General features: G+C 70.1%; 12 protein-coding genes. 9 read left to right on the forward strand and 3 right to left on the reverse strand.

From position 1 onward, the window contains the following. Window positions 1–92: 92 nt before the first annotated feature. Together ACIBAF_RS39105 and ACIBAF_RS39110 are read left to right on the forward strand one after the other, a co-directional pair. Window positions 93–509 carry a DUF6086 family protein gene (locus ACIBAF_RS39105; RefSeq protein ID WP_399469790.1) on the forward strand — a complete coding sequence of 139 codons (417 nt, stop codon included), beginning with the start codon at window positions 93–95 and terminating at the stop codon, window positions 507–509. 187 nt (window positions 510–696) lie between these two features. Next, window positions 697–2,205, forward strand: a complete 1,509-nt coding sequence (locus ACIBAF_RS39110) for an APC family permease (protein WP_399469792.1) — start codon at window positions 697–699, stop codon at window positions 2,203–2,205. Window positions 2,206–2,250: 45 nt separating this feature from the next. Here the strand turns inward: ACIBAF_RS39110 and ACIBAF_RS39115 are convergent, their stop codons facing one another. Then, complete coding sequence (locus ACIBAF_RS39115; RefSeq protein WP_399469794.1) at window positions 2,251–2,745, reverse strand: GbsR/MarR family transcriptional regulator; 495 nt, start codon at window positions 2,743–2,745, stop codon at window positions 2,251–2,253. A gap of 73 nt (window positions 2,746–2,818) precedes the next feature. Here ACIBAF_RS39115 and ACIBAF_RS39120 point away from each other — a divergent pair, with 73 nt between their 5' ends. The 3 genes from ACIBAF_RS39120 to ACIBAF_RS39130 all read left to right on the forward strand — a co-directional run bounded on the left by ACIBAF_RS39120 (window position 2,819) and on the right by ACIBAF_RS39130 (window position 5,755). Then, window positions 2,819–3,745, forward strand: coding sequence for an ATP-binding cassette domain-containing protein (locus ACIBAF_RS39120; RefSeq protein ID WP_399469796.1), 927 nt, complete (start codon window positions 2,819–2,821; stop codon window positions 3,743–3,745). Beyond that, entirely contained in the window at window positions 3,742–5,310 is a 1,569-nt protein-coding gene (locus tag ACIBAF_RS39125; protein ID WP_399469798.1) for an ABC transporter permease, read from the forward strand. The genes ACIBAF_RS39120 and ACIBAF_RS39125 overlap by 4 nt, the downstream gene beginning before the upstream one ends. Before the next feature lie 208 nt (window positions 5,311–5,518). After that, on the forward strand, window positions 5,519–5,755 hold the full coding sequence (locus tag ACIBAF_RS39130; RefSeq protein ID WP_399469800.1) for a hypothetical protein: 237 nt from the start codon (window positions 5,519–5,521) through the stop codon (window positions 5,753–5,755). Here ACIBAF_RS39130 and ACIBAF_RS39135 read toward each other — a convergent pair. Together ACIBAF_RS39135 and ACIBAF_RS39140 are read right to left on the reverse strand one after the other, a co-directional pair. Next, on the reverse strand, window positions 5,739–6,956 hold the full coding sequence (locus ACIBAF_RS39135; RefSeq protein ID WP_399469802.1) for a cytochrome P450: 1,218 nt from the start codon (window positions 6,954–6,956) through the stop codon (window positions 5,739–5,741). The two genes, ACIBAF_RS39130 and ACIBAF_RS39135, sit on opposite strands and share 17 nt — an antisense overlap. A 214-nt stretch (window positions 6,957–7,170) precedes the next feature. After that, window positions 7,171–7,611 carry a RidA family protein gene (locus tag ACIBAF_RS39140; RefSeq protein WP_399469804.1) on the reverse strand — a complete coding sequence of 147 codons (441 nt, stop codon included), beginning with the start codon at window positions 7,609–7,611 and terminating at the stop codon, window positions 7,171–7,173. A 91-nt stretch (window positions 7,612–7,702) separates the two neighbouring features. On the opposite strand from ACIBAF_RS39140, the gene ACIBAF_RS39145 reads away from it, so the two are divergent. The 4 genes from ACIBAF_RS39145 (at window position 7,703) to ACIBAF_RS39160 (ending at window position 10,948) form a co-directional block, all read left to right on the forward strand. After that, window positions 7,703–8,713 (forward strand): helix-turn-helix transcriptional regulator, encoded by a 1,011-nt coding sequence (locus ACIBAF_RS39145; RefSeq protein ID WP_399469806.1) that lies wholly within the window; start codon window positions 7,703–7,705, stop codon window positions 8,711–8,713. Between the two features lie 170 nt (window positions 8,714–8,883). Beyond that, a complete protein-coding gene (locus tag ACIBAF_RS39150) occupies window positions 8,884–9,306 on the forward strand; it encodes a VOC family protein (RefSeq protein ID WP_399469808.1) in 423 nt (140 codons plus the stop codon). A 127-nt stretch (window positions 9,307–9,433) separates the two neighbouring features. Continuing rightward, window positions 9,434–9,982 carry a DUF1062 domain-containing protein gene (locus ACIBAF_RS39155; RefSeq protein WP_399469810.1) on the forward strand — a complete coding sequence of 183 codons (549 nt, stop codon included), beginning with the start codon at window positions 9,434–9,436 and terminating at the stop codon, window positions 9,980–9,982. Between the two features lie 627 nt (window positions 9,983–10,609). Next, window positions 10,610–10,948, forward strand: coding sequence for a MerR family transcriptional regulator (locus ACIBAF_RS39160; protein ID WP_399469812.1), 339 nt, complete (start codon window positions 10,610–10,612; stop codon window positions 10,946–10,948). Window positions 10,949–11,203 lie beyond the last annotated feature (255 nt).

Below are 11,203 nucleotides of genomic sequence, written 5' to 3' on the forward strand. Positions count from 1 at the left end.
CGATGCGCCTGGTTACGCTGCGCATCCGTTGACGTGAACGCGCACGCGCCGCGAAGGCCGCGGGCCGCATGCGCGGGCGATGGGGGGCCACGATGAGCCAGTACTACGAGGTGGACGGCGAGTCGGTGTGGAACCCGGCGACGAAGGCCTCCGAACTGTTCCTGGCGCATGTGCGCGTCTACGAGGAGTGGGTCGGCGTTCCGTCGGGGTTCGGGCCGATGTGGAACGACGAGTGTCAGATCGACGTGCCGGTCTTCGAGGCGTTCGCGAACGCCGTGCTCGACCGGCACAACCGGACCAGCCACGCGATCATCAACGCCCTGTCCGACGGGTTCCTCGCCACCATGCTGGCGCTCGCCGCACGGATCGGCCTCGACGTCCGCCTGCCGGAGCCGCCCGCCACGCTCGACGGGTTCATGGCCGTGCAGGTGCCGCTCCGTACGGACCCCGACCGCCCGGCCCGCCTGCGCGCCCAGGTCCTGGAGCTCCAGCGGGCCATGCCCCGCTGAGCCCACGCGCCCGCCCGCTCACGTGGCCACGACGCCGGCCGCTGCTGTCGTCCGCCGCCGGCCTTCTAAAGGTCTGGTGACAAATATTTAACCGGTCCAGCCCCTTGAACGACTCATGCGGGCTGCACCATCCTGCTCCATCAGGGCGTCGATCCGGCGCCCGGCCGGCAACGGAAGGGGCCACCCGATGGCAGTGCAGGAGGGCGTCGCCCCCGAGCGGAAGACGGCCGGCGGCGAGACCGTCCACCGGCTCAAACCCAACGCCATCGGCTTGCTCGGCGTGGTCTTCATGGCCGTCGCGACGGCGGCGCCGATCACCGCGATGACCGGCAACGTGCCCTTCATGGTGTCGTCGGGCAACGGCGTCGGGGCGCCGGCGAGCTACCTCGTCGCAATGGTTGTCCTGGCAATCTTTTCCGTCGGCTTCACGTCGATGGCGAAGCACATCACCTCGACGGGCGCCTTCTACGGCTTCATCTCCTACGGCCTCGGCCGCTCGGTCGGCCTCGCCTCGGGCCTGCTCGCGACCTTCGCGTACGTCGTGTTCGAGCCGGCGCTGATCGGCATCTTCTCGTCCTTCGCCACGACGACCCTGAAGGACCAGACGGGGCTGCACATCCCGTGGTGGGCGTTCGCGCTGCTGATGCTCGCGATCAACGCGGCGGGCACCTGGTTCGGCGTGTCCGTCGCCGAGAAGCTGCTCGTCGTCCTGCTCGGGACCGAGGTGACGATCCTCGCGGCGATGGCGGTGTCGGTCGCCTTCCACGGCGGCGGCCCGGACGGTTTCAGCCTCGACCCGGTGAACCCGGTCAACGCCTTCAAGGGGACCAGCGCCGGGCTCGGCCTCTTCTTCGCCTTCTGGTCGTGGGTCGGCTTCGAGTCGACGGCGATGTACGGCGAGGAGTCCCGCAACCCGAAGAAGATCATCCCCAAGGCCACGATGATCTCGGTGCTGGGCGTCGGCGTCTTCTACGTGTTCGTCTCCTGGATGGCCATCACGGGCACCGGTCAGTCGGACGCCGTGAAGGTCGCCACCGCCGACCCGCTCGCCCTCTTCTTCAACCCCACCGAGCGCTACGTCGGCCACTGGGCGGTCGACGTCATGCAGTGGCTGATGATCACCGGCTCGCTGGCCTGCGGCATGGCCTTCCACAACTGCGCCGCCCGCTACATGTACGCGCTCGGCCGCGAGGGCGTCCTGCCGTCCCTGAAGAACACCATCGGCCGCACCCACGCCCGGCACGGCTCCCCGCACATCGCGGGCCTGGTCCAGACGGTCGTCTCGGCCGTCCTGATCGGCGCGTTCTGGGCTGCGGGCAAGGACCCGTACACCGGGACGTACGTCCTGCTCGCGATCCTCGGCACCATGGCGATCCTCGTCGTGCAGGCGGTGTGCTCGTTCGCCGTGCTGGTCTACTTCCGCTCACACCACCCCGAGAGCCGGCACTGGTTCCGGACCTTCACCGCCCCGCTCCTCGGCGGCGTCGCGATGCTCGCCGTGGTCGTGCTGCTGGTGTCCAACATGGGCGTGGCGGCCGGACCGGAGTCGGGCTCGCTGGTGCTGAAGGCGACGCCGTGGCTCGTCGCGCTGATCGCGGTGGCCGGCGTGGGCTGCGCCCAGTACCTCAAGAAGCGCTCACCCGAGAAGTACCTGCTGCTGGGGCGGACGGTGTTGGAGGAGACGAAGGAGCGGTGACCCGGCCGCCAAGGGTCCGGCCGCCCAGGGCCCAGCTCACCCGGCTCACTGGCCGAAGGTCTGGTCGCGGTGCACCCGCCACCGTTCCATCAGCGCGGTGAGCTCGCCCTCCAGGTAGTCGAAGAAGGCGAGCGTCTCGGCGATCCGCCGGCCCCCTGGGGTCGCGGCGCCGAGGCTGTCGACACCCTCGCGCAGGGTCTGCCCCCACCGCTTGAGGACGGCATCCCGACTGGTCAGCGCCTCGTACCACTGATCGCTGTGCACCCGGTAGCGCTCACGCCGCGAGCCGGGTTCACGCTCCCGCGAGACCATGTGCACCTGCGCGAGATAGCGCACCGCCCCGGAGACGGCGGCAGGGCTGACCTGGAGCTGTTCGCCGAGTTCGGCGGAGGTCAGGGTGCCGGAGTCGGACGCGAGCAGCGCGGCGAACACCCGGGCGGCCATCCGCTGCATCCCGGCCTCGACGAGCTGCGCCGCGAAGGACTCGACGAACCTCGACACGGCCTCCGCGTCCCGTCCGGCCTCGGGTGATTCGGTCATGGCCTCATCCTATCCGGGCTTCATTCGCTTCCTTAACTTCACAAATTTCTGAAGGAAGCGTACGTTCTGAAGCATGACGAAGGCCATCACGGTGTCCGGACTGCACAAGTCCTTCGGCCGCACGCACGCCCTGGACGGACTCGACCTGGAGGTCGAGACGGGCGAGGTGCACGGCTTCCTCGGCCCCAACGGCGCCGGCAAGTCCACGGCCATCCGCGTCCTGCTCGGCCTGCTGCGCGCCGACTCGGGCGCCGCCCAGATCCTCGGCCGCGACCCGTGGAGCGACGCGGTCGAGGCACACCGCCGCATCGCCTACGTGCCGGGCGACGTGACGCTGTGGAGGAACCTGTCGGGCGGCGAGGTCATCGACCTGTACGGCCGCCTGCGCGGCGGCCTCGACGCGAACCGCAGGGCCGCCCTGATCGACCGCTTCGAACTCGACCCCACCAAGAAGGGCCGCACGTACTCGAAGGGCAACCGGCAGAAGGTCGCCCTGGTGGCCGCGTTCGCCTCGGACGTCGACCTGCTCATCCTGGACGAGCCCACGTCCGGCCTGGACCCCCTGATGGAGGAGGTCTTCCGACGCTGCGTGGCGGAGGAACGGGACAGAGGCAGGACCATCCTGCTGTCGTCGCACATCCTCAGCGAGGTCGAGGAACTCTGCGACCGCGTCAGCATCATCCGCAAGGGCCGCACGGTCGAGACGGGCTCCCTGGCCGACCTGCGCCACCTGACGCGGACGAGCGTGACGGCCGAACTGGCCGGCCCCCCGAACGGGTTGGCACACCTCCCCGGCGTCCACGACCTCGACGTACAGGGAAAACGGGTGAAGTTGCAGGTCGACACCGCCCAACTCGACGCCGTCCTGCGGTCGTTGACGAACACGGGCGTCCGCTCGCTGACATCGACGCCACCGACGCTGGAGGAACTGTTCCTACGCCACTACCAGGAGCGCCAAGAGCACCAGGAGCACGACGAGCGTCAGGGGGCGGGCGCGTGACCACGCTCGTGGGCACCGGCCCGCTGCTGCGCTTCGCACTGCGCCGCGACCGGGTGCTGATCCCCGTCTGGGTGGCCGTGAACACCCTGATGGTGCTCTCCATGCCGAACACCCTGAAGGGCCTGTACGGCACCCCCGCCGACCGGGCCGACCTCCTGCGCCAACTGGAGACCAACTCCTCGCTGCGCGCGCTGATCGGCCCCGTCTTCGACGACTCCCTCGGCGCGCTCACGGCGTGGCGGGTGGGTGTGTACGCCGGTGCGCTCGCCGCGGTGACAAGCCTGCTGATCGTCGTACGGCACACCCGTGACGAGGAGGAGAGCGGCCGTCAGGAGCTGATCGCGTCCGGCATGGTCGGGCGACGTGCGTCGCTGACGGCGGCGCTGCTCGCGGCCGGGGTCGCCAACGCCGTACTGGCCGTGCTGGTCACGGCGGGTCTGGCGGGACAGGGCACGGCGGGCGCGCTCGCGCTCGGCCTCGGCCTGGCCGGGGTGGGCATGCTGTTCGCCACGATGGCGGCGATCGTCGCGCAGCTCACCGAGAGCGCGCGACTGGCGCGGGGGCTGACGGCGGCGGTGCTGGGCGCGGCGTTCGTCCTGCGGGCGGCGGGCGACGCGTCGACGAACGACGGTTCCTCGCCCCTGACCTGGCTGTCGCCGCTCGGCTGGCTGGAGAACCTGCGGGCGTTCGCGGACGAACGGTGGTGGGTGCTGCCGCTCTTCGCGGCGGCGGTCGCGGCACAGGCCGCGCTGGCGTACGGACTGGCCGGCCGCCGCGACCTGGGCATGAGCTTCCTGCCGACCCGCCCGGGCCCGCCGACGGGACGCCTGGGCACGGCCGCCGCGCTGGCCTGGCGACTGCAACGGGGCGGTGTGCTGGGCTGGAGCGTCGGCTTCTTCCTCACGGGCGTGGTGTACGGCGGCCTGACGGAGGGCGCGGCCGACCTGGTCGGCGACAACGACAGGGCGCGGGAGATCTTCGAGCGGATGGGCGGGCAGACGGGTCTGACGGACGCGTTCCTCGCCTCGATGATCGGCATGCTGGGCCTGATCGCGGCGCTGTACGTCGTCGCGTCCGTCCTCCGGCTGCACGGCGAGGAGACCTCGGGCCGCGCGGAGCCGGTCCTGGCGAACGCGGTGGGCCGACTGCGCTGGGCGGCCGGTCACCTGCTGATCGCCTTCGGCGGCGCGGCCCTGATCATGCTCCTGGCGGGCCTGGGCTTCGCGGCGGGCTACGGCAAGGAGGCCCTCCCGATCCTGGGCGCCTGCCTGCTCCAACTCCCGGCGATCTGGCTGGTGGGAGGCCTGACGCTGCTGCTCTACGGCACGGCCCCGCGGCTGGCCCCGGCCGCGTGGGGGGTGGCGGGCGCGATCCTGCTCATCGGCTGGATCGGCCCGGCGCTGGACGCCCCACAGGCGGTGCTGAACCTGTCCCCCTTCGGCCACCTGCCGAAGCTGCCGGGCGGAGAGATGCAGTGGCCCCCGGTGGGAGTGCTCCTGGGCGGGGCGGCGGTGCTGACGGCCGCGGGTCTGGCGGGACTGCGCCGCCGCGACATGACGACGTGACGGAGGCGGGGGGCGAGGCGGGGGCAAGGCGCGGGCGAGGCGGGGGGCCAGGCGCGGGCGAGGCGGAGGGCCAGGCGCGGGCGAGGCGGAGGGCCAGGCGCGGGCGAGGCGGAGGGCCAGGCGCGGGCGAGGCGGAGGGCCAGGCGGGGGCGAGGCGGAGGGCCAGGCGGGGGAACCCTGTGACCGCCCGCGTGCGTCCGTCCAGGGCATGGGACAACGTACGCAGTCCGCCGTCGGTTGCCTCCTCATGGCGCTCGGGTGGGGCGCGGGGCTCGCGGTGTGGGCGGTGGACGTCCGCGCCCGCTTCTGGCGGTTCGAGCAGGCCCCCGACTGGAGCGTCCTCTACGCCGAGCTGCCGCTGGCGCTGCTGGGCGGGACGGCCGCGGGCCTGGCCCTGTGGGCCGCGCTCAGCCGTCTGCTCGGCCGGGTCAGAGGGTCACGCTGAGCCCCTCCAGCCCCCGGATCACGAAGTTCGGCTTGCGCTGCGGCTCGGCGGCGAGCGACAGGGCCGGAGCGCGTTCCAGCAGTGCCGTAATCGACGCGGCCAGCTCGATACGGGCCAGGGGCGCGCCGATGCAGTAGTGGATGCCCGCGCTGAAGGAGATGTGCGGGTTGTCCGCACGGGAGAGATCGAGCCGCTCCGGGTCGGCGAAAACGGCCGGGTCGTGGTTGGCGGCCCCGAACAGCATGGCGATCTCGGCCCCCCGGGGCACCAGGATCCCGTCGATCTCGATGTCGTCCAGCACCCACCGCTCGAACAGCTGCAGCGGAGTGTCGTACCGCATCAACTCCTCGACGGCGGACGGCACGAGCGAGTGATCGGCACGCAGCGCGGCCAACTGCTCCGGGTTCCGGAAGAGCGCCCACCAGCCGTTGACGGTGGCGTTGACGGTCGCCTCGTGCCCGGCGTTCAGCAGCAGCACGGCGGTCGAGATCATCTCCTGCTCGGTGAGCCGGTCGCCCTCGTCGTGGGCGGCGATGAGCCCGGAGATCAGATCGTCGCCGGGCTCCTCGCGCCGGGCGGCGATGAGCTCCCGCAGATACTCGGAGAACTCCACGGAGGCCCGCACGGCCCGCGCCGCGGTCTCCTCCGACGGGTGGAGCTCGTACATCCCGCAGATGTCAGCCGACCAGGGCCGCAGCGGCCCCCGGTCCGACTCCGGAATCCCCAGCATCTCCGCGATCACGGCGACGGGCAGCGGCTCGGCGACCTCGCTCAGCAGATCGCCCCCGCCCGCCTCCACCAGCCGGTCCACCAGCTCCCCGGCCAGCCGCCGCACATACGGCTTCAGCTGCTCCACGGTGCGCGGCGTGAACGCCTTCGACACCAGCCGCCGGATCCGCGTGTGGTCCGGCGGCTCCAGGTCGAGCATCCCGTGATCGTTGAGCGTGTGGAACGGCTCCTGCTCGGGGGGCGGCGCGGTCCGCCCGAAGTCCTCGTGCGTGAACCGATGCTGATACGTCCGCCCCAGCCGCCGCTCCCGCAGCAACGCCGACACATCCGCGTGCCGCGACACCAGCCACTGGTCGGTCGGCTCGTAGTAGATCACCCGCCCGCGTTCCCGAAGCTCGGCATACGCCGGATACGGGTCCGCCACGAACGCGGGGTCCCAAGGGTCGAAGCGAAGGTCGTCAACTGCTGCCATGAACGGACGCTAGCCCGAGACACGGCGTGCTGACCAGGGGGTCCTGGTGAGCAGCGCCCAGTTGCGCACGCCGGCCGCGGCGACCGGTTCGCGTACGCCGCCCACGCGCGGGGCCGCTGGGAGAAAGGCGCAGGGGCGGACGAGGGAAGCCGCCCGTCTCGCCCGCCGTGGCGTCGAGGTGACCGGTGTCGGCTTCTCCCCCGTCCGGGACGCGTCAGGCGACGGCGGTCCCCTCCAGCTCGACCATCTGGCCGGGGATCGCCAGCCGTGTCACTCCGAGCATCGTGGTGGCCGGCGCCACCTCTGCGGCGCCCAACCGCGACGCCAGCACGCCGTAGTGCGGGAACAGCAGATCGACGTCGGTGGTGTAGACGTTGAGCCGGACGAGGTTCGCGAGGGACATGCCGGCCTCGCCGAGCACGGCTTCCAGGTTGTCGAGGCTCAGCGCGAGCTGCGCGGCCATGTCACCGTCATGCTGCGGCCTGCCGTCGCTGCTCATCGCGGTCTGTCCGGAGCAGTACAGGGTCCGGGTGTGCCCGGAGACGATCTCACCCTGGTTGAATCCCATCTCCACGGACCAGGTGACCGGGTTGACTGCGGTTCGTTCTACTGCCACATCAGCTCCATGCGATTCGTCGGGAGTACGGACGTCCATCGGTGCGTCAGCCGCCTTCGACGACGTCGATGCCCACGAGCCTCCCAAGAAAAGATGACACCCTTGGTCATGTATTCGCTACGGTCCTCGTATGCGCGCCGATCGGCTGGTCTCCCTGGTGCTGCTGCTGCGTCAGCGCGGTCGGCTGACCGCGGACACGCTGGCCCGCGAGCTTGAGGTGTCCACCCGTACCGTGCTGCGCGACATCGAGGCGCTGTCCGCAGCCGGCGTCCCGGTCTACGCCGAACGCGGCCGGAACGGCGGGTTCGCGTTGTTGCCCGGTTTCCGGACCGAGCTCACCGGACTGAACCAAGACGAGGCCCTTGCCCTGCTGACCGCCGGATCGGGGCGCGGCGAGCAGGCATTCGGCCTCGGCTCGGCGCTCGCTTCGGCCATGCGCAAGGTGGTTGACGCGCTACCCGATAGCCATCAGGCCACCGCGAGCGACGCGGCCCAGCGGTTTCTCGTCGAGCCGGAGACCGACCTGCTCTCACGCCGGCCGGTCACCGAGGAGGTGCCCGGCGCGACAATGATCGAGATCCGGCGCTCGGTGCTCGCCGGACACAAACTGCGCATCCACTACGCGGCCACGGACCAGGCGCCGCAGTGGCGCACGGTGGACCCGATCGGCCTGGTCACGGTGCGCGACCGGAGTTACCTGTTGGCCACGAGAGCCGGCGCGGACCGCACCTACCGGCTGTCGCGGGTGCTGGCCGCCGAGGAACTCCCCGAACCGGCACAGCGACCGAACGCGGTCGATCTGGACCGGGCTTGGCGGGAACGCTGCGCGCAGTTCCTTTCCGGCGACCATATCGCCGTACTGGTACGGGTGAACCCTGAGCGGCGGGAGGACCTGCTGAACACCGTGGTGGCCGTCCGCGCCGCAGAACCCGACCCAGACGGCTGGCTGCGGCTGGAGGTGACGTTCCAGGACCTGCGACACGCCGAGTGGGCGCTGTGGCAGCTCAGCACAGAAGCGGAAGCCTTGACTCCGGCGTCACTGCGTACCGCCCTTCGCAACCGCGCCGCCGCGACCGCCACCCGCTACCAGGCCACGCACCTCGACACGACCCTCGACACGACCCTCGACGAACGGCTGTGACCAGCCCATGCGAAACACGCCCTACGTCATGCTGCCTGCCGGTCGGCCGCCGCCCCTGCCGCGCTTCTCGCGTTTCGCGTTCGCCCCGAACTCCTCGGGCATCTCTCGCCGTTGGCTGCCGGTGAGCGCAACTCGATGGCGTTGGGCGTACAGATCAGGAAGGCTCGCGCATGGTCTCGGTATTGCAGAACGTGGCGATCGCCTGTGCGGACGCCTACGAGTTGGCTCGATTCTGGAGCGGCGTGACAGGCCGTCCGCTGCATCCGAACGACAGGCCGGGCGACCGGGAGACTCAGGTGCTGCTGGCGGAGGGCCCGGTGCTGTACTTCAACCAGGTGCCCGAAGCTAAGACGATCAAGAACCGGATCCATCTGTGTCTGCGCCCAGAGACCTCCCGCGATCAGGAGGTGGACCGTCTGCTGGGCCTCGGCGCCACCTTTGTCGCCGATCACCGCAATCCCGATGGCTCAGGCTGGGCAATCCTCGCCGATCCCGAAGGCAACGAATTCTGCGTCCTACGCAGCGAGTCCGACCGAGCCCGTAAAACCAGTGGAGCAGGGTCGCTGCGCTGCCCTAGCGTGCTGCCGAGCTGAGTCGTCTAGGCAAGGACGTGCCGTTGTACACCGTGTGAGACCCCCCGAGAGCTGATCTGTCGCGCGTCGCGCATATGCGCCGCGCTGCTTTTTGCTGCGGACTTCTCACTGAAATCGGTGTGTTTCTGTGCTCAATGACTGGGTGGTCATGCCCACCTGCCTGCCTACCGTTCTGCGCCGCTGCCACGCGTGCGCGTCCGAACGCTTCCGGGCGAACAGCAAATTTCGCATCAACGCAAACCACAAGCTCCTCGACGCCTGGCTCCTCGTGCTCTGCACCGACTGCGGGGACACGGCAAAGCTCACCGTCCTGGAGCGGGTGAACGTGCGCTCCGTACGACCTGATCTGCTGGACCGGATGCACGACAACGACCCCGGCCTGGCGGCGGAGCTGCTCCAGGACCCGGTCGTGCGGCGTCGTAATCGCATCGCCCTGGACTGGGACGACGCGTGGCGCCTCGACACCGGCGGATCAGATCACCTGGACCGTGAGGTGATCGACGTCTCGGTCCGTTTTGCGGCGCGGATCCCTGTCCGGCCGGTGCGACTGATCGCTGAAGGCTGCGGTCTTTCGCGGGCCGAGGTCGAGCGGCTGATCACGGAGGGGAATCTCGTTTCGGCAGCCCGACTGAGCGGCAAGCTCTCCGGCGACTTCACCTTCACGCTCAAGCGCTAGCCGGCCCTCCTCGGGACCAGGGGCCTGCCCGGCGAGATCCCCCCGGACAGGCCCCTTGGGCCCGAGGGACGCCCGAAGCCAGTAGGACCGGCGCAGTCACACGATGCCCCGGTCCCGGTCCCGGTCCCGATCCCGGTCCTGTGCCTGCCGAACCACCGTCGCCGGAGAGCGGAGGAGACAGAATTGCCTGCACCAGACCTGTAGAAAATCTATCGTGGCGAGAGTAGACATCAGCACATCGCGGGGTTAGTGTTTTGTCGTACCCAAGAAGTCGAAGTGGGCACGGCAGACATGAAACTGCCGTGCAAGCAGGTCAGCAGGACGCGGCCCCTGGGGGCCGTAGCAGTACCCGCGATATCCAGAAGTACAAGCGAGCAACCGAAGAAAAGGAGCAGACGCCATCAGGATCGCCCGGGCGAGGGAGAAGTCCGTCCGGGTACCGCAGGCCCCGGATTGGAAGGTGGTCCCCGGTCACGCATCAGCGATCCCCGCAGCCCCGCCCACTCAGGCGGAGCCTGCGGACACAGAAGGCCGGCGCAGTTGGCCGGTAGATGGTGTTGAAAGCTCGGGGCCCGGGTGCCAGTACGGCACCCGGGCCCCCCGACGCGTCCCAGAAAGAAGAGGTCTATGCCCTCTGCCAGTACCCGTCCCGCCGACAATCTCGACGACGACGACTACCCCGCCTACACCATGGGCCGGGCCGCCGCGATGCTCGGCACCACCCCCGCCTTCCTCCGCACCCTCGGCGAACACCGCCTGATCACCCCCCTGCGCTCCGAAGGCGGCCACCGTCGCTACTCCCGCTACCAGCTGCGCATCGCCGCCCGTGCCCGCGAACTCGTCGACAAGGGCACCCCCATCGAGGCCGCCTGCCGCATCGTCATCCTCGAAGACCAGCTCGAAGAAGCCCAGCGCATCAACGAGCAACTGCGCACCCGAGGCCCCGAGTCCGAAGCCTCAGCCTGATCAGGACGCCGGAGGCGTAGTGAACGCCGACCGCCGGCGGACAAGGCTGCCGCCACAGGCCCGCGCCTCCGCCCCGCACCCCGCGCACCCCGCACCCCGCACCCCGCACCCCGCACGATCCTGGCACCAGGATTCACTCCCGCTCAGCTCTAGGAACGGTGCTAGGTCGTGTCTTCAATTGATCTTGAGTAGTGGATCATGGTCGTGTGATACGTCGCCATGAACTGTCTGATCAGGAGTGGGAGTTCCTCCGTC

The organism is Streptomyces sp. NPDC051677 (assembly GCF_044453465.1).
Taxonomy (GTDB): domain Bacteria; phylum Actinomycetota; class Actinomycetes; order Streptomycetales; family Streptomycetaceae; genus Streptomyces.

Bases quoted from the DNA above. Each gene is read 5' to 3' on its own strand.
- ACIBAF_RS39110 (WP_399469792.1), top strand. From the start codon at position 697: ATGGCAGTGCAGGAGGGCGTCGCCCCCGAGCGGAAGACGGCCGGCGGC.
- ACIBAF_RS39105 (WP_399469790.1), top strand. From the start codon at position 93: ATGAGCCAGTACTACGAGGTGGACGGCGAGTCGGTGTGGAACCCGGCG.
- ACIBAF_RS39130 (WP_399469800.1), top strand. From the start codon at position 5,519: ATGGGACAACGTACGCAGTCCGCCGTCGGTTGCCTCCTCATGGCGCTC.
- ACIBAF_RS39135 (WP_399469802.1), bottom strand. From the start codon at position 6,956: ATGGCAGCAGTTGACGACCTTCGCTTCGACCCTTGGGACCCCGCGTTC.
- ACIBAF_RS39145 (WP_399469806.1), top strand. From the start codon at position 7,703: ATGCGCGCCGATCGGCTGGTCTCCCTGGTGCTGCTGCTGCGTCAGCGC.
- ACIBAF_RS39160 (WP_399469812.1), top strand. From the start codon at position 10,610: ATGCCCTCTGCCAGTACCCGTCCCGCCGACAATCTCGACGACGACGAC.
- ACIBAF_RS39115 (WP_399469794.1), bottom strand. From the start codon at position 2,745: ATGACCGAATCACCCGAGGCCGGACGGGACGCGGAGGCCGTGTCGAGG.
- ACIBAF_RS39140 (WP_399469804.1), bottom strand. From the start codon at position 7,611: ATGGACGTCCGTACTCCCGACGAATCGCATGGAGCTGATGTGGCAGTA.
- ACIBAF_RS39150 (WP_399469808.1), top strand. From the start codon at position 8,884: ATGGTCTCGGTATTGCAGAACGTGGCGATCGCCTGTGCGGACGCCTAC.
- ACIBAF_RS39120 (WP_399469796.1), top strand. From the start codon at position 2,819: ATGACGAAGGCCATCACGGTGTCCGGACTGCACAAGTCCTTCGGCCGC.